Consider the following 16,566-nt stretch of genomic DNA (forward strand, 5'->3'; position numbering starts at 1 on the left):
ATGACGAAGGACGACATGACTACCCAGACCACCACCGCACCCGCCGCGGAGCTCCGCCCCTCGGCCGAGGTCCGGTACGCCGACGAGCTCGCCACGCTGGCGCGCTGGGACGCCGACCGGGGCGCGGAGCTGCCGCCGGGCTGGCTGTTGAGCCCCCGAGCCGTGCGGGCGTTCATCGTGGGCGACGAGGCGCTCGGCGTCTCGCGCAAGTTCTACGGCGACGACCCGCTGGTCGACCGCGCGGTGGTGTCGCTGCTCGGCAGGCAGGGCCTGATGCTCGTGGGCGAGCCGGGTACCGCCAAGTCGATGCTCTCCGAGCTGCTCGCGGCCGCCGTGTCCGGCACGTCGAACCTCACGGTCCAGGGCACGGCCGGCACCACCGAGGACCACCTGCGCTACTCGTGGAACTACGCGCTCCTGGTCGCGGAGGGACCGAGCGAGCGCTCGCTCGTCCCGTCGGCGATCTACAGCGGCATGCGCGACGGCAAGGTGGTGCGGTTCGAGGAGATCACGCGCTGCGCGCCCGAGATCCAGGACACCCTGGTGTCGATCCTGTCCGAGAAGCAGCTCATGGTGCCCGAGCTCGGCAGCGAGACTCGCGTGGCCGCCCGCCCGGGGTTCAACGTCATCGCCACGGCCAACCTCAAGGACCGGGGCGTGCACGAGATGTCGGCAGCCCTCAAGCGCCGCTTCAGCTTCGAGACCGTCGCCCCGGTCCGCGACCGCGACTTCGAGATCGAGCTGGTCGAGCGGCAGCTCACGGCGGAGCTCGGCCCCGTGGGTCAGCGCCCGCCCCTCTCGCGGGACGTGCTGGAGGTGCTGGTCACGGTGTTCCAGGACCTGCGGGTGGGCACCACTCGCGAGGGTGCCCCCGTCAAGCGGCCCGAGACCGTGATGTCCACGGCGGAGGCCGTGAACGTGGCGGTCGCGGCGAGCCTCGAGGCCCGCTACCTCGGCGACGGCGTGGTGACCGCCGCCGAGGTGGCGCGCCAGGTCGCGGGCGTCGCGCTCAAGGGCGACGAGGAGGACGCGCGGCGCCTCCGCCACTACGTCGACAACGTGGTGCGCGAGCGGGCCCGCTCGGACTCCCGGTGGAAGGACTTCTTCACCGCGGCCGAGCCGCTGTGGCGGTGACGACCATGACGACGACGGACCTGGAGGTGGCGGGCTCCTTCTCGGCGGGCGCTGCCCGCGCAGCCTGGGACGCGGCCCCTGAGCGGCTCCGGCGGGCGGCGGAGGCGATCGGGACGCTGCGCGCTCGCGGCATCCACCTCGCGCCCGTGCGGCACCACAGCCCGGCGTGCGCCGTGGCGGTGGGGGCGGCGATCGAGGAGCTGCGGCCGTCGGCCGTGCTGATCGAGGGTCCCGAGGAGTACACGGCGCTGATCCCGGCGCTGCTCCACGAGGAGACCCGCCCGCCGGTGGCTGTGCTGAGCCTCGGCGACTCCGGGTCGGGCTTCTACCCCCTCGCGCGGTTCTCACCGGAGTGGGTGGCGCTGCGCGCCGGGCACGCCGCCGGCGCGGAGCTGGCGTTCGTGGACCGGCCGTGGGGCGAGCGTGGAGCGGGGGAGCGGGAGCAGGGGGAGCCGGGGCCGGGTGAGCGGGGCGAGGACGGGCAGACCACGCTCATGTCCGAGCGCTACCTGGCGCACTCCGAGACGATCGCCGCCGTGGCGCGGCGGCTCGGTTGCCGCGACCACGACGAGGTCTGGGACCACCTGTTCGAGGCCCGGACCGCGGGCGAGCTGAGCGACTGGCGCGTCGTGTTCGACGACGTCCTCGCCTGGGCCGCGCTCGCGCGGCTCGACTATGAGGAGGCCGTGCTCGCGGCGGACGGGTCGCTCGACCGCGAGGCGCGCATGTCGGCCAGGGTGGCCGAGCACGTCGAGCGGCTCGCAGGCTCCGGCCCGGTCCTCGTGGTGACCGGGGCGTTCCACACGCTGGCCCTCGTCGAGGCGCTCTCCGGCGCGCCCGAGGGCGCCGTCGTGCGCGACCGGTGGCCCGCGGAGGGGTACGGCGAGGTCGCCTCGGCCGAGGCCTGGCTGGTGCGCTACGACCACGAGCGGCTCGACGGGCTCCGCGGGTACGGCGCCGGCATGCCGACGCCCGGGTACTACGAGCGCCTGTTCGCGGCGCACGAGGCGGACCTGGCGCACGGCGCGGGCACGGCAGCAGGTGACGGTGGCGTGGGCGCCGGCCCTGGCGTGGGCGTGGGCGTCGGCGCCGGCGTCGGTCGGTTGTCGCGGCGTCCGTCACCAGACGGACCGACGCGGCGACAATCGACCGACCTGGCGGGCGGGGGCGGCCTGGCGGGCGCAGCGGGTACAGCGGGCGCAGCCGGCGCCTCGCGGCTCGCCGTCGAGGTCCTTGTCGACGTGGCGCGGGCCGCCGCGGACCGGGGGCACGCGGTGAGCCTGCCGCAGGTGTCGGCGGGCGCGGAGCAGGCCGTGCGGCTGGCCGACCTGCGCGGGCGGCCCTTCCCGGGCCGCACGGACGTGCTCGACGCGATCACGTCGTCGTTCCTCCAGGACGACGGCGGCGTGGGCGTGGACCGTCCGCTCGGCCTCGCCGTCGCCGAGGTGTTCGGCGGCCGGGCGCTGGGCGAGGTGCCGCCCGGCAGCGCGTCCCCGCCGCTCGTCCGGGACGCCCGCGAGCGGGTCCGCCAGGTGCGGCTGACCGTGGACGACTCGGTGCCCCGCACCACGCGTCTCGACGCCCGCCGCACCCCGGCCCACCGTGCGCGGCGAGAGGTGCTGGCCCTGCTCGACTTCGTGGGCAGCGGGTTCGGGCGCCAGGTGTCCGGCCCCGACCACGTGGCCGGGCGCGGCCTCGGCCTCCTGCTCGAGGAGTGGGAGTACGCGTGGACGCCGCTCGTGGAGGCGCGGCTCGTGGAGCTGTCGCACCTGGGCGCGACGCTCGACGCCGTGGCGCTCGCGCGGCTGCGCGCGGCCGAGGCACGGCTGGCCGAGGTCGCGTCGGGGACTGCGGGGGCGAACGGCCCCGGAGCGGGCGGCAGCCCGGGCGGTGGCCCGGCCGCGGCCTCGGGTGGCCCCGCAGCTCAGGCGCCCCAGGCGGTGGACGGCGCGGCCACCCTCATGGCGCAGGCCCTCGTGATGGGTCTCGGCGACCACCTGCCCCGGCTGGCGGCGCTCCTGCGCTCGTCGCTGGACGTGGACCGGGACCTGGCGTCCGTGGTCGGCGGCGGGCAGCGCCTGCTCCACCTCTGGCGGGCGCGGACCGAGCTCGGCGCCGAGGCGCACGCGGGGTCGCTCCTCGATCTCGTGGGGCAGTCGCTCGCCACGGCGGCCTACCTGGTGCCCGACGTCGGCCGCGCGCGCCCCGAGGACGAGGACACCGCCGTCGCGACGGTCGTGGCGCTGCGGACGCTGGTACGTGAGGCGGCGCGGGCCCGACCCGGCGCGGCTGGCGCATCGCGCGCGGCCGCGGCCCCCGGCGTCGCGGCCTCCCGCGAGCTCGCGCGCCTGCGGGAGGACGCCGCCACGGCGCCGTCGGTCCGTGGCGCCCTGGTGGCGCTGGGCTCGGTGGACGGCGAGGTGACCGACGACGTCCTGGTCGCCCGGGTGCGCGGAGCCCTCCAGGCGGGGGCCGACCCGAGCCTCGCGGCCCGGTTCCTCGGCGGCGTCCTGCGGGCGGCGCCGGACCTCCTGCTGCACACGCCCGAGCTGTTCGACGCGGTCGACGAGGCGCTGCGCCGGCTTGCCCCCGAGGCCTTCCTCGCCGTGCTGCCCGACCTGCGCCGGGCGTTCACCTGGCTGCGTCCCACGGAGACCCACCGCCTCGCGCAACGGGTGGCGGCGAGCACCGGCGTGCGGGCGCACGAGGTCGACGTGCGCGTCGACCTGACGGAGCAGGACCTGGCCGCCGGCCTGGTCCTCGAGCGCGAGCTGGCGGCCGTCCTGGCCCGTGACGGGCTCGCGCGATGGAGCGGAGCGGAGCGATGAGCAGCACGGACGCCCTGACGGGCACCAGGACGGCGGGGACCACGACGACGGGCGTCTCCGACGAGGAGGCGGCCCGGCGCTGGCGGCTGGTCCTCGGCCGGTACGCCGCCGAGCAGCTGACCGTCCCGCCGGAGGACGCCGGCCTGGAGCGCACCCTCCGCTACCTCTACGACCGCGAGTACACGGCCCGCGGCCACCGGACCGGGCGGGGCGAGCACGACAAGCCGGGCGGAGGCGGGTCCCTCGACCCGTCGTCCCCGCGCGGCGTCGACTGGACCGCGCTGGGCTGGCTGGGGGAGGCCCGGTCGCTGTTCCCCCGTGACACCTTCGAGCGCATGCAGGTCGAGGCCGTAGGCAGGTACGGCCTCACCGAGCTGCTGGCCGACGAGGGCGCGGTGGAGGCGCTGGAGCCCAGCCGCGAGCTCGCGACCGCGCTCCTGCAGGTGCGTGGGCGGCTCGAGCCGGGCGCGGCCGCGGGCCTGCGCCGGGTCATCGAACGGGTCGTCGAGGACGTGGTGCGCCGCCTGCGGCCACGCTTCGTCACGGCCGTGGGCGGGCGGCTGGACCGCTCGCGCCGGTCGATGCACCGCGTCGCCCGCAACTTCGACGGCAAGCGGACGCTGCGGGCCAACCTCGGCCGGATCGACGCCGAGGGCCGGATGGTGGTCGAGGACCTGCGCTTCTCGTCCCGGGCGAAGCGGGCGCTGACCTGGGACGTCATCGTCCTGGTGGACCAGTCCGGGTCGATGGCGGCGTCGCTGCTCTACTCGGCGGTCTGCGCCGGGATCCTGTCCGGGCTCCCGGGGATCGACGTGCGGCTGGTGCTGTTCGACACGAGCGTCGTGGACATGTCGCACCTGTCCCACGACCCGGTGTCCGTGCTCCTCACCGCCCAGCTCGGCGGCGGCACCGACATCGGGAAGGCCGTCCGCTACGCGGAGCAGGAGGTGCGCAACCCGTCGCGGACCGTCGTCGCGCTCGTGAGCGACTTCGAGGAGGGCGGTTCGCTGTCCGGGCTGCTCGCGGCGGTGCGGCGGCTGTCCTCGTCGGGCGTGAAGCTGCTGGGCCTCGCGGCGCTCGACGAGGCCGCCGAGCCGGTGTACGACCGCGCCACCGCGCGGCGGCTCGCCGACGCGGGCATGGAGATCGCGGCGCTCACCCCCGAGCGCTTCGCCGAGTGGCTGGGAGAGGTGCTCACGTGAGCGGCACGACGACGACCCGGGCCTGGGCCGCGGCCTACGCCGGCCTCGACGACGCGGCGCTGGTCGCGCTCGGGAACGCGGGCCTCCTGCGCCGCGCCCGCAAGGACGACGTCGCCGTCGCCGAGGAGGACGCGAAGGGCGCGGCGCTCACCGTCGGCGCGTTCCGGGTGCGGCTCGACCGCCGCGGCCCGGCGTCCGTCGCCTGCGACTGCCCCACGGCGGGTGTGTGCCAGCACGTGCTCGCCGCGTGCCTGTGGGCGCGGGAGGTCGCGCCGGCGCTCCCCGAGGCGGGTGCCGCGGCCGACGGCGGGACCGGGATCATGCCCCAGGCGGCGCCGTCCGCTCGCGCGGTCTCGGCCCGCACGCTGGCGGCCCGCGCCGCCGCGAGGGCCACGGCCGTCCGACGCCGGGAGGAGGCGCTCGCGGAGGTTCGCTCGGCGGTCGCGCAGCTCGTCGAGACGGGCCTGTCGCACCTCGGCCGGGACGACGCCGACGCGCTCCGTGCGGTGGCGGGCCGCTCCCGCCTCGCAGGGCTCGAGCGCGTGCACGGCGTGCGGCTCGACGCCCTCGTGCGGACCGCCGCCGGGCTCGTGGAGGACCTCGTCACCCGGGACGACAGCGTGGACGAGAGCGACGTGCTCGACGCCCTCGCCGAGGTGTGGGCGCTGTGCGAGGTGCTGGCCACGGCCGCCGACACGCCCGCCGAACCTCCCGCCGAGGTAGTCACTTCGTCAGACGGAGGAACTACCTCGGCGGATCCTGTGGCCGAGGTAGTGGCTTCGTCGGACGGCGGAACTACCTCGGCGGACCGTGGGCCCGCCGCCCCGCGCCCCGCGTCGGGCGGGGACGCGGCCGGGAAGGACCACGACGAGACCGACCTCGAACGCTTCCTGCCGCTCGGCGTGCGGTGGTGGACCGCGCCCGGCGGCTCGCGCGGCCTGTCGTACGTGGGCTGGGACCCGGCCGAGGGGCGGGTGCGGACGGTGGTGACCGGCCGGGCGTCGGGCACGGACCCGTCGTTCCGGCGCAGCTGGGACCTGCCCCTGCTCTGGAGCGCGTCCCTGGCGCGGCTCACCGAGGGCCCCGTCGCGCTGCGGAACGTCCGCCTCCGGCCGGACGGCGCCCTCGGCGCGGGCGGGAGCCCACGGATCGCTCTCCTCGGCGGGTTCGACGCCGACGAGCTGCTCGACGTCGCGACCCGGACCGGGGCCGGCACGGCGGCGCGCGACGTCGTCGGCTTCGGCCGGCGGCCCGCGCAAGTACGGCTCGTCATGGTCCGCGACGCGGGCGAGGTCGGCGTCGACGAGGTGCGGCAGGACGTGACCTGGCGGATCACCGGCTCCGACGGCGCCGCCCTGCTCCTCCGGCTGCCCGCCGCGGACGAGGCGGCGTGCGAGGCGCTGCTGTCGGTGGTGGTGGCCGGGCACTCGCTGGTCGCCGTGGCGGTCGAGCGGCACGACGGCCGCGACGAGCCGGTGGGCCTGTTCACGCGGGACGGCTCGGGCCGGATCGTGCTCGTCAGCCCCACGGTCACGCCCGCCTGGCGGGTCGACTCGGGCGCCCGGTGGTGGGCCGGCTGGCGTCGTCGGCTCGCGCGGCTCAAGGCGCTGCGGGCCAAGGCGACCGTCGTGGCGTCGTCGGGCCCGCCGCCCGCTCCCGCGGAACGGGCCTGTCTCCTGCTGGGCGAGGTCCTCACCGCGGTGGCGGCGACGGGGCGCTCGCGGCTGTCGGCGCGGCAGCGGTCGGACGCGGAACAGGCGCGCGCCCTCGCACGGAACCTCGGGCTCGTGACGCTGGAGCGCGCGGCGGCGGACCTCGTGGGCGCCGACCTCGTGGGCGGCGCCGGGGCGCTCGACCCGGGCACGGTGCTGCGGACGGCCTTCGTGGTGGGCCGGGCGCGCGCCGTGGTGCAGGTGCAGGCAGGCTGACGCGGCGGCGACCAGGTAGTTGTTCCCCGTCCGAAGCCGGGACGGGGAACAACTACCTGGTCGCGGCCAGTCGGGTCGGCCCGGCCAGCCCAGGCTCAGCCCGCGCGGCGGACCGCCAGGAAGTCGGCGATCCGGCCGATCGCCTCCTCCAGCACGTCCACGTCGGGCAGGGTGACGAGCCGGAAGTGGTCGGGCTCGGGCCAGTTGAACCCGGACCCGTGCGTGACCAGGATCTTCTTGGCCCGGAGGAGCTCGATGACGAACTGCTGGTCGTCGTCGATCGGGTAGACCTCGGGGTCCAGCCGCGGGAAGCAGTACAGCGCACCCCGCGGCTTGACCGAGGAGACGCCCGGGATCTCGTTGAGGAGCCGGTGCGCCAGCATGCTCTGCTCGTAGAAGCGGCCGCCGGGCACGATCAGCTCGTCGATCGACTGGTACCCACCGAGCGCCGTCTGGATCGCGTGCTGCGCGGGCACGTTGGCGCACATCCGCATGTTCGCCACGAGGGTCAGGCCCTCGAGGAACTCCTCGGCGAGCTCGGTGGGCCCCGAGATCATCACCCAGCCGGCCCGGTACCCGCAGACGCGGTACGCCTTCGACAGGCCGCTGAACGTCAGGCACAGCACGTCGGAACCGGCGGCGGTGGCGGCGTGGTGGTGCACCGCGTCGTCGAACAGGATCTTCTCGTAGATCTCGTCGGCGAAGACGACCAGGTCGTGGCGGCGCGCGATGTCGACCAGCGCCTCCACCATCTGCTTGCTGTAGACGGCGCCCGTCGGGTTGTTCGGGTTGATGATGACCAGCGCGTGCGTGTTCTCGGTGATCTTGGACTCGATGTCGGCGAGGTCGGGCATCCAGCCGTTCGACTCGTCGCACCGGTAGTGCACGGCCGTGCCGCCCGAGAGGGTCACGGCACCGGTCCACAGCGGGTAGTCCGGGGCAGGGACGAGGATCTCGTTGCCGTCGTCGACGAAGGCCTGCAGCACCATCGAGATGAGCTCGGAGACGCCGTTGCCGATGAACACGTCGTCCACGTGGACGTCGTGCAGGCCGCGGGACTGGTAGTACTGCGCCACCGCCGTGCGCGCGGAGTAGATGCCCCGCGAGTCGCTGTAGCCCTGCGCCTGCGGCAGGTGGTGGATCACGTCGGCCAGGATGGCCTCGGGCGCCTCGAACCCGAACGGCGCCGGGTTGCCGATGTTCAGCTTGAGGATGCGATGCCCCTCGGCCTCGAGGCGCTCGGCCTCGACGAGGATCGGCCCGCGGACGTCGTAGCGGACGCCACGCAGCTTCTGGCTCTGACGGATCTTGCGCACCGACGCATTGTCGCAGGCTCCGCCCCGACTACGGAAAGCCGTGGCGGCGCGGCGCGACGGGCTGACAGGATCGCGACCGTGACCGCAGACACCGCGTCCCCGGCTTCCGGGACGGACCTGGCCCGCGCGTACTGGACCGAGGTGGTGCGGCCGGTCCTCGACCGGGGGCTGCCCGGGCTGCCCCGCGCGGCCGCCCGCCTGGGGTCGGGCTCCGACGTGCTCGGCCTCGACGACGAGACCTCGCGCGACCACGACTGGGGCCTGCGCCTCACCCTCCTGGTGACCGAGGACCGCGTCGAGGAGGTGGACGCGCTGCTGGAGGCCGAGCTGCCCGGCACCTACCGCGGCCTGCCCACGCGGTTCGGCACCACCTGGGACCGGCAAGTGCGGCAGCGCGTCGAGGTGGCCGACGCCGCGGGCTTCGCCCGGTCGCGCACCGGTCTGGACGTGAGCCGGGACCTCGCGCCCGCCGACTGGCTGGCGCTCACCGGTCAGTCGATCCTTGAGGTCACGGCCGGCCCGGTGTTCGAGGACGGTCCCGGCGAGATCACCCGCATCCGGCAGCGCCTCGCGTGGTACCCGCACGACGTGTGGCTGCACGTCCTCGCCGCCGAGTGGCGCCGCCTGGGCCAGGAGCTGTCCTTCGTCGGCCGCACGGGCGCCCGGGGCGACGACCTCGGCTCCCGGATCGTCGCCGCCCGCCTGGCCGGGAGCCTGGTCCGCCTCGGGTTCCTCACCGAGCGCCGGTGGCCGCCGTACCCGAAGTGGTCGGGCACGCTGTTCGCCCGGCTCCCCGTCGCGGCCACTGCGGCCCAGCCGCTGGCCGAGGCGCTCGCGGCGGCCACCTGGCAGGAACGGGACGCGGCCCTGGCAGCGGCGTGCGACGCGGTGCACGACCGGCAGCGGGAGGTGGGTCTCCCGGCTCTCGACGGCCCGGCCACCCAGCAGTTCTTCGACCGGCCGTTCCGCGGCCTGCGCGGCGTCCCGGAGGTGCTCGCCGACGCCATCACCGACGAGGCCGTCCGGGCGCTGCCCGCCGAGGGCGCGGTGGAGCAGTGGCTCGACTGCGTGGGCGTCCTGACAGACCCGGCGCGCAGGGTCGCGGTCGCGCGCCACGGTCGCCCGGCGTGATCGGCCCCGTCGCCGACACAGTGAGCACGTCCGCGCGAAGTGGCTACACGGATAGCGCCGACGCGTCGGCTCTCGGCCGGTCTCGCGTCATCTCGCCCCCTGCGGCGCCTTGCCGAAGCGCTCGGCCCGGTCGAGCTCACTGAGGAGGCAGGTTGCGATGAGTGTCGGTGGCGGAAGGCAGACTGGCTGCGTGCATGTCGTCCTCACGCAGGAGCCCGCCGCGACGGTGGGCTCTGTCGCGGTCCCCGAAATCGGGGTGCCCGACGGCGGCGCACGGCCGGGCGAACCGCGCCACCTCCCGGCGGCTCACCTCGCCGACGAGGTCCGGTCCGCGCCGGGCCCTGTCCGGTGGACGTGGGACGACACCAACAAGTGGTACCCCGAGCTCCTCACCGCCGGGGTCCGGGTGGACCGTTCGCACGACCTGCGCCTGGCTCACGCGATCCTCCGCGCCTCCGCCCTGACGGCGGGCACCGCGTTCGCCGCGGCGCCACGCGGGCCTTGGGACGGGCTCGTGCCCACGCCGCCCGGGCCCACGAGCGCCGGGCTCGGGAGAGAGCCCGCCGCCGAGGCGTTGTTCGAGCTCGAGGGCGCCGCCGCCGTCCGCCGGCTCGGCACCCTCCGCCCGGGCCGCCCGGGGGAGGGCCGCCCCGGCGAGGGCAGGTACGGGGAGGGCAGACAGGGCGAGGGCGAGCCGGGTACGGAGGGCGAGCGGCCGACGTCGGACACCCGGCCGGGCGACCGCGAGCCGGGCGACCGCCTGGACCCCCTCGCCGAGCTGACCGCCCAGCTCGGCGCCGTCGCGGCGAGCGCGGACCCCGGGCGCCTGCGCCTGCTGCTCGCCGCGGAGTCGGCAGGGGCGCTCGCCGCCGCCGAGATGCACCACACCGGACTGCCGTGGCGGGCCGACGTCCACGACGCCATCCTCACCGAGGCGCTCGGCCCGCGTCCCCGCCTGGGCGCGCGACCCGAGCGGCTGGAGGCCCTGGTGCAGCGCATCCGCGACGCGCTCGACGCGCCGCCCACCCTCAACCCGGACTCCCACCCCGACCTGCTCAAGGCGATGGAGTACGCGGGCGTAGGGGCGCGGAGCCTCCGGAAGTGGGAGCTGGAGCGGCTCGACCACCCGGTGGTCGAGCCGCTACTCGAGTACAAGTCGCTCTACCGGCTGTGGACCGCGAACGGCTGGACCTGGCTCGACACCTGGGCGCCGCACGGCCGGTTCCGCATGGAGTACATCGTGGGCGGCGTCGTGACGGGACGGTGGGCGTCGAGCGGCGGCGGGGCGCTGCAGCTGCCCAAGAACGTGCGCGGGGCGGTGCTCGCGGATCCTGGCTGGACGTTCGTCGTCGCCGACGCGGCCCAGCTCGAGCCCCGCGTCCTCGCCGGGCTCGCTCGCGACGAGCGCATGGCTGCCGCCGGACGCACCCACGACGGGACGCCCACCGACCTCTACGCGGGCATCGTCGCCACCGGGGCCGTCGAGACCCGCGAGCACGCCAAGGTCGGCATGCTCGGCGCGATGTACGGCGGCACCACGGGCGTCTCCGCGCAGGTGATGCCCAAGCTCGCCAAGGCGTTCCCGGACGCCATCGAGCTGGTGGAGCGGGCCGCGCGGGCGGGGGAGCGCGGCGAGGTGGTCAGCACGCGGCTCGGGCGCTCGTCGCCGCCCCCGGGCGAGTCGTGGGCCAGCGTCCAGGGCAGCGCGTTCGACGAGGACGCCGGCGCCGACGCCCAGTCCCGCGCACGCTCCCAGACGCGCGCCTGGGGCCGGTTCACGCGCAACTTCGTGGTCCAGGGCACCGCCGCGGAGTGGGCGCTGTGCTGGGTCGCGTCCATCCGGCGCCGGCTCTGGGCCCTCGGCGAGGCCGACATCGAGCCCGGGCTCACGCCCGAGCCCTTCGCCCGCAGGCCGCACCTCGTCTACTTCCTGCACGACGAGGTGGTGGTGCACGCACCCGTGGCGCTCGCGGACGCCGTGGCCGACGAGGTGCGCGCGGCGGCCGAGGAGGCCGGGCGGCTGCTGTTCGCCGGCTTCCCGGTGGACTTCCCGCTCAGCGTGGCCGTGGTGGAGAGCTACGCCGACGCAAAATAGCGTGCCAAGCGGCCGTCCGGCCCGACGGGGCCCGGTCGCCGGCGACCGCCCGGCTCACCAGGACCAGCCGCGCGAGCTGAGCTCAAGCTCCTCCCGCAGCCGCTCGTCCGCCGCGGCCCGCTGGTCCGCGCGCAGGGGAGCGGGCTCGGTGGGCAGGCCGGCGAGGCGGCACGCCTCCCGCAGGAGCGCGTCGTACGCGGACTGCGCTGCGTGCCAGTGGTGGGCCCGCGCGTACACGCCGGGATCTTCCTCGACACGGCGCAGCTCGTCGGCGAGCTCGCCGAGGCGGACCTGGAGGCGCAGCGTGACCAGGGGGTCGGGTACCCGCGCTCGCCGCGCGGAGAAGGTCCAGGTCATGACGTGCTCACCGCCGCGTAATCGTCGGCCGAACAACCACTTCCAGCCTAGGTCCGTGAGGCCCGGAAGGCCATGCCCAGACGGGCGAGCGAACAAAGAGACCGGTGGCCGAGCGCGCCGACAAGGGGATCGGAGCGCTCGGCCACCGGGGTTCCGGGAGTCAGCCGGAGTGGTTGGTCAGCTGCAGGAGACCGTGGCGGAAGACGGCGCGGAGCCGGTGCCCGTGAATCCGTAGGTGGTGCTCTGCCCGGCACCGAGGTTGCCGTTCCAGGACACGTTGCGGACCGTGTGGGTGGACCCGGAGGACGTCAGGGTGCCGCTCCAGAGCTGGCTGATGCTGGTGCCGCCCGGGAGGGTGAACGACGTGGTCCACCCGGTGCGGGCGGAACCGGCCGTCACGACGACCTCGGCCTGGAAGCCGCCCTGCCACGAGTTGACCAGTCGGTAGGCCGCCGTGCACGCGCCCGGCTGGGTGGGCGGCGGGGTCGTGGGCGGGGCGGTGGTGGGGGGCGGGGTCGTGGGCGGCGGGGTGGTCGGCGGCGGGGTGGTGGGCGGGTTGGTGGTGCCGCCCGCGTTCAGCGCGTTGAGCGTCGAGGTGTAGGCGGCCTTCTTGTTGCCGCTGCCGTCGAACAGGAGCGGGGTGCCCGACGAGCGCCACGAGTCGGTGTCGCGCACGCCCCAGACGGTGATGCCCGTGCAGCGCGAGACGGCGAGGCAGGCCTGGACGACCCGGCGGTAGTTGTCGGCCTGCGCCGTGCCGGAGCCCTCGATGTCGAGCTCGGTGATCTGGACGTCGACGCCCAGGGCCGCGAAGCTCGACAGCGTGGTCTGGTAGTTGCTCGGCACGGGGCTCTGCGAGTTGAAGTGCGACTGGAGGCCCACGCAGTCGATAGGCACGCCACGCGCCTTGAAGTCGCGCACCAGGTTGTAGACGGCCTGGGTCTTGGCGTGCGTCCAGTCGTCCGTGTTGTAGTCGTTGTAGCAGAGCTTCGCGTTCGGGTCGGCGGCGCGGGCGGCGCGGAACGCGGCCTCGATCCAGTCGTTGCCGGTGCGCTGCAGGTTCGAGTCACGACGGGCGCCGGACGAGCCGTCCTGGAAGGCCTCGTTCACCACGTCCCACGAGTGGATCTTGCCGCGGTAGTGCGTGGCGACCTGCGTGACGTGGTTGAGCATGGCGCTGCGCAGGGCGGTGCCGCTCATGTTCTGCATCCAGCCCGGCTGCTGCGAGTGCCACGCCAGCGTGTGCCCGCGCACCTGCTTGCCGTTGCTGGTGGCCCAGTTCACGATGCGGTCACCGTTGGTGTAGTTGAACTGGTTCTGGCTCGGCTCTGTGGCGTCGAGCTTCATCTCGTTCTCGGCCGTGATCATGTTGAACTCGCGGTTCGCGATGGTCGTGTAGGTCGAGTCGCTCAGCTTGTTCGCGGCGATGGCGGTGCCGAAGTACCGGCCCGACTCCGCGGCCGCTGCCTGGAGGGTGGTGCCGGCGGCCTGGGCTGATGTGCTGACGCCGACAGCCAGGCTGGCGGCGACCGCGAGCGCTCCGGCCGCTCCGGCCAGGCTGCGCCAGGGGAACTTCCCGGCCCGGTGGGGGCTGAGGTCCTTCATGTCGTCCTCCTCGTCGAGGTGCATCGGTGGCGAGCGGCCCGCCACTGGGGGACGGGACCGCGTCGCGGCGAGCGTGGCACGAAAACGTTGTCGAAGGCGAGGGTGTTAAACGATTACGCAGGCCGGAGCCTCGGCCGCCCGAGTTCCGCGCACATCACTTCGGCAGTTCGTCGTCGAATCGGCAGTTCAAAGTGCCGAGTTGACGACGAACTGCCGAACCAATGTGCGCGCACCCGCCGACGTGAGGTGCGGAGGCCCGCCGGGCTACGCTGCCGACGTGAGCAGCGCCAGCCCCGCACCGTCCCTCGAGCAGGTCGTCGCCGTCCTCGACGACCTGTACCCGCCGACCACCGCGGAGGGCTGGGACGCCGTCGGACTGGTGGCGGGCGACCCGGCCGCACCGGTGCGCAAGGTCCTCTTCGCGGTGGACCCCGTCGCCGCGGTCGTGGACGAGGCCCTGGAGTGGGGCGCCGACCTCGTCGTGACGCACCACCCCCTCTTCCTGCGCGGGGTCCACTCGGTCGCCGCCACCACGTTCAAGGGTTCCGTGGTGCACCGGCTGGTCTCGGCCGGCGTCGGCCTGCACGTGGCGCACACCAACGCCGACTCCGCGCCGCGCGGGGTCGCGGACGCCCTCGCGGACCTCGTCGGCGTCGTCGACCGCCGCCCGCTCGTGGTCTCGGCCGCCGACGAGGAGCGCGGCATCGGCCGGGTCGGCCGCCTCGCCGAACCCGTGACCCTGGCGGCCTTCGCCGAGCGCGTGGCGTCGGCGCTCCCGGCGACCGCCCAGGGGATCCGCGTGGCGGGTGACCTCGACGCGATGGTGACCAGCGCCGCCGTCGTCGGAGGCTCGGGCGACTCGCTCTTCGACGCGGTGCGCGCCGCCGCCGCCGACGTATATGTCACCGCCGACCTGCGCCACCACCCCGCGTCCGAGCTGCGCGAGCGCGCCGCCTTCGAGGCCTCGCGGCCCGAGGCGTTCCGGCCCGAGACCCGCGACACGCAGGAGGCCTCGCGGCCCGAGGCCCGCGAGATGAAGGAGGCCTCGCGGCCCGAGACCCGCGACACGCCCTTCCTCGTCGACGTGGCCCACTTCGCCAGCGAGTGGCCGTGGCTCGCATACGCGGCCACCGACCTCGTCGCGGCGCTGGCCGCCGCGCACGGTAGCGTGGCCACCGTGGAGACGCGCGTGAGCACGCTGTCCACCGACCCGTGGACCGCGCGCGTCGCGTCCCCGGGACGGTGACGGCTCCGGCCGCCCCCGGGTCGGCCCGCACCCGGGTCGGCCGCACCCGGTCGGCCCGCACACAACGGCAGCACGCCCGGCACGCACGCCGCCCGGCGCCGCCCGCGGAACCGCACAACTGCATCGAACGAGAGGAACCGCCGGTGACCACTGCACCGCCCGCCGACCAGCTGAGGCTCCTGGAGGTCCAGGCGCTGGACACGCGTGCCCAGCAGCTGGCCCACCAGCGTCGCAACCTTCCCGTCCTCGCCCGGATCGCCGAGCTGGAGGGGCGCATCGCGGACCTGCACGGCTCGCTCGTCGAGTCGCGCACGCGGCTGGCCGACCTGCGCCGCGAGCTCACCAAGGCCGAGGCCGACGTGGAGCAGGTCCGTACCCGCGCCAGGCGTGACCAGTCGCGGCTCGAGAGCGGCGGCGTCGGCGCCAAGGACGCGGTGGCGCTGACCGACGAGCTGGCCTCGCTCGGCCGCCGTCAGGCCGCGCTCGAGGAGGTCGAGCTCGACGTCATGGAGCGCCTGGAGGCGCACGAGGACGCGCTCGCCAAGCTGGAGCAGGCCAACGACGAGCTGCTCGCGGACAAGGCCGCGGCCGAGGCCGAGCGTGACGCCGCCTGGGCCGAGCTCGACACCCAGGTCGCAGCGCTCGCCACCGAGCGCGCCCGCCTCGCCGACGGCCTCGATGCTGCCCTCGTCACCCTCTACGAGAAGCTGCGCGGCCAGCTCGGCGGCCTCGGTGCCGCGGCTCTCCGCGGCGGCCGGTGCGAGGGCTGCCGCCTCGACCTCAACCCGTCCGACCTCCAGGTCGCGCGCAACGCACCCCCGGAGCGGGTGGTGCGCTGCGAGGAGTGCGGGCGCATCCTCGTCCGCGGCGTCAAGGAGTAGCCGGTGCCCGACGACGTCTCGCTCGCCCCGGCGCACCGGCCCGGCCGGGGCGGTGCGCGCCCGGGCGGTGCGCGCCCGGGCGGGTCGTGACGGTGACGCAGGACCCGACCGGCTCGGGGGCGGGCGCGCCACCGGGCCGGGACACGCACGTCCGCCCGCTCGGGGCCGTCACGCGGTTCGACGACGCGCTGCCGCTCACCGTGGTGCTGGTGCGTCACGGGGTGACCCCGATGACCGAGGCGCGCGGCTACTCCGGCTCGGACGTCCCCGGCCCGCCGCTGTCGCAACGCGGCCGCACACAGGCCGCGCAGGCGGCCGACGCCCTGTTCCGGACAGGCCGCGGCCGGGGCCGACGGCTCTGGCCCGACCTGCCCCGCGCGACCGCCATCGTGGCGTCGCCGCTCGTCCGCACCCGGGAGACGGCGGCCGCGATCGGTCGTCGGCTCGGCCTGCCCGTCACCACCGACGACCGGTTCGCGGAGTGCCGGTTCGGCGAGTGGGAGGGTCTGACCGGGGTGGAGATCGAGCAGCGGTGGCCCGGCGAGCTGGCGCTCTGGCACTCCACCGGCACGTATGCGCCGCCCGGCGGCGAGTCGTACACCCAGTGCGGCCTGCGCGTCTGGGACGGCCTGACCGCACTGGCCGACGGGGGAGCGGGCCGCACGGTCGTGGTCGTGGGTCATGCGGTGCAGATCCGGACCGCCGTGGGGCTCGCGTACGGGGCTCCCGCGTCGCACTGGTCGCGGCTGCGCGTGCCGCCGGCGTCGCTGTCGGTGCTGCGGCTGTGGTCGGACGGGACGAGCGAGGTCACCGTGGCGGGCTACCCGACGGACGGCTGACGGG

Annotated in this window: 12 protein-coding genes; 9 read left to right on the plus strand and 3 right to left on the minus strand. The window is 75.5% G+C overall.

The genetic code is table 11. The features are described from left to right. Positions 1-15 precede the first annotated feature (15 nt). From D1350_RS21480 to D1350_RS21495, 4 genes are read left to right on the plus strand one after another with little or no spacing between them, the layout of a single operon-like run. Positions 16-1,134, plus strand: coding sequence for an ATP-binding protein (locus D1350_RS21480; RefSeq protein ID WP_125778095.1), 1,119 nt, complete (start codon positions 16-18; stop codon positions 1,132-1,134). Positions 1,135-1,139: 5 nt separating this feature from the next. Beyond that, positions 1,140-3,962: a DUF5682 family protein gene (locus tag D1350_RS21485; RefSeq protein WP_125778096.1), complete on the plus strand. Its 2,823-nt coding sequence runs from the start codon at positions 1,140-1,142 to the stop codon at positions 3,960-3,962. Beyond that, complete coding sequence (locus tag D1350_RS21490) at positions 3,959-5,164, plus strand: VWA domain-containing protein (RefSeq protein WP_125778097.1); 1,206 nt, start codon at positions 3,959-3,961, stop codon at positions 5,162-5,164. The genes D1350_RS21485 and D1350_RS21490 overlap by 4 nt, the downstream gene beginning before the upstream one ends. Next, positions 5,161-7,092 carry a hypothetical protein gene (locus D1350_RS21495; RefSeq protein WP_125778098.1) on the plus strand — a complete coding sequence of 644 codons (1,932 nt, stop codon included), beginning with the start codon at positions 5,161-5,163 and terminating at the stop codon, positions 7,090-7,092. Before D1350_RS21490 ends, D1350_RS21495 begins: the two co-directional genes overlap by 4 nt. Before the next feature lie 95 nt (positions 7,093-7,187). Here the strand turns inward: D1350_RS21495 and D1350_RS21500 are convergent, their stop codons facing one another. Further along, complete coding sequence (locus D1350_RS21500; RefSeq protein ID WP_125778099.1) at positions 7,188-8,408, minus strand: pyridoxal phosphate-dependent aminotransferase; 1,221 nt, start codon at positions 8,406-8,408, stop codon at positions 7,188-7,190. A gap of 78 nt (positions 8,409-8,486) precedes the next feature. Here D1350_RS21500 and D1350_RS21505 point away from each other — a divergent pair, with 78 nt between their 5' ends. After that, entirely contained in the window at positions 8,487-9,539 is a 1,053-nt protein-coding gene (locus D1350_RS21505) for a DUF4037 domain-containing protein (protein WP_240644274.1), read from the plus strand. A gap of 190 nt (positions 9,540-9,729) precedes the next feature. Further along, positions 9,730-11,634, plus strand: a complete 1,905-nt coding sequence (locus D1350_RS21510; protein WP_240644275.1) for a bifunctional 3'-5' exonuclease/DNA polymerase — start codon at positions 9,730-9,732, stop codon at positions 11,632-11,634. A 54-nt stretch (positions 11,635-11,688) separates the two neighbouring features. Here D1350_RS21510 and D1350_RS21515 read toward each other — a convergent pair whose 3' ends face one another. Next, entirely contained in the window at positions 11,689-11,991 is a 303-nt protein-coding gene (locus D1350_RS21515) for a hypothetical protein (RefSeq protein ID WP_125778102.1), read from the minus strand. 177 nt (positions 11,992-12,168) lie between these two features. After that, on the minus strand, positions 12,169-13,596 hold the full coding sequence (locus D1350_RS21520; protein WP_125778103.1) for a glycoside hydrolase family 10 protein: 1,428 nt from the start codon (positions 13,594-13,596) through the stop codon (positions 12,169-12,171). A 277-nt stretch (positions 13,597-13,873) separates the two neighbouring features. On the opposite strand from D1350_RS21520, the gene D1350_RS21525 reads away from it, so the two are divergent. From D1350_RS21525 to D1350_RS21535, 3 genes are all read left to right on the plus strand, one after another. Continuing rightward, positions 13,874-14,842 (plus strand): Nif3-like dinuclear metal center hexameric protein, encoded by a 969-nt coding sequence (locus tag D1350_RS21525; RefSeq protein ID WP_125778104.1) that lies wholly within the window; start codon positions 13,874-13,876, stop codon positions 14,840-14,842. A 143-nt stretch (positions 14,843-14,985) separates the two neighbouring features. Further along, the gene (locus D1350_RS21530) at positions 14,986-15,723 is read left to right on the plus strand and encodes a zinc ribbon domain-containing protein (RefSeq protein WP_125778105.1); all 738 of its coding nucleotides are present in this window, start codon (positions 14,986-14,988) and stop codon (positions 15,721-15,723) included. A gap of 92 nt (positions 15,724-15,815) precedes the next feature. After that, positions 15,816-16,562: a histidine phosphatase family protein gene (locus tag D1350_RS21535; protein WP_170180927.1), complete on the plus strand. Its 747-nt coding sequence runs from the start codon at positions 15,816-15,818 to the stop codon at positions 16,560-16,562. Positions 16,563-16,566: the final 4 nt, after the last annotated feature.

This window comes from Antribacter gilvus (assembly GCF_003946865.1).
In the GTDB taxonomy this organism is placed as follows: domain Bacteria; phylum Actinomycetota; class Actinomycetes; order Actinomycetales; family Cellulomonadaceae; genus Antribacter; species Antribacter gilvus.

Coding starts and splice junctions, on each gene's coding strand:
- D1350_RS21515 (WP_125778102.1), bottom strand. CDS start 11,991: ATGACCTGGACCTTCTCCGCGCGGCGAGCGCGGGTACCCGACCCCCTG.
- D1350_RS21520 (WP_125778103.1), bottom strand. CDS start 13,596: ATGAAGGACCTCAGCCCCCACCGGGCCGGGAAGTTCCCCTGGCGCAGC.
- D1350_RS21480 (WP_125778095.1), top strand. CDS start 16: ATGACTACCCAGACCACCACCGCACCCGCCGCGGAGCTCCGCCCCTCG.
- D1350_RS21490 (WP_125778097.1), top strand. CDS start 3,959: ATGAGCAGCACGGACGCCCTGACGGGCACCAGGACGGCGGGGACCACG.
- D1350_RS21485 (WP_125778096.1), top strand. CDS start 1,140: ATGACGACGACGGACCTGGAGGTGGCGGGCTCCTTCTCGGCGGGCGCT.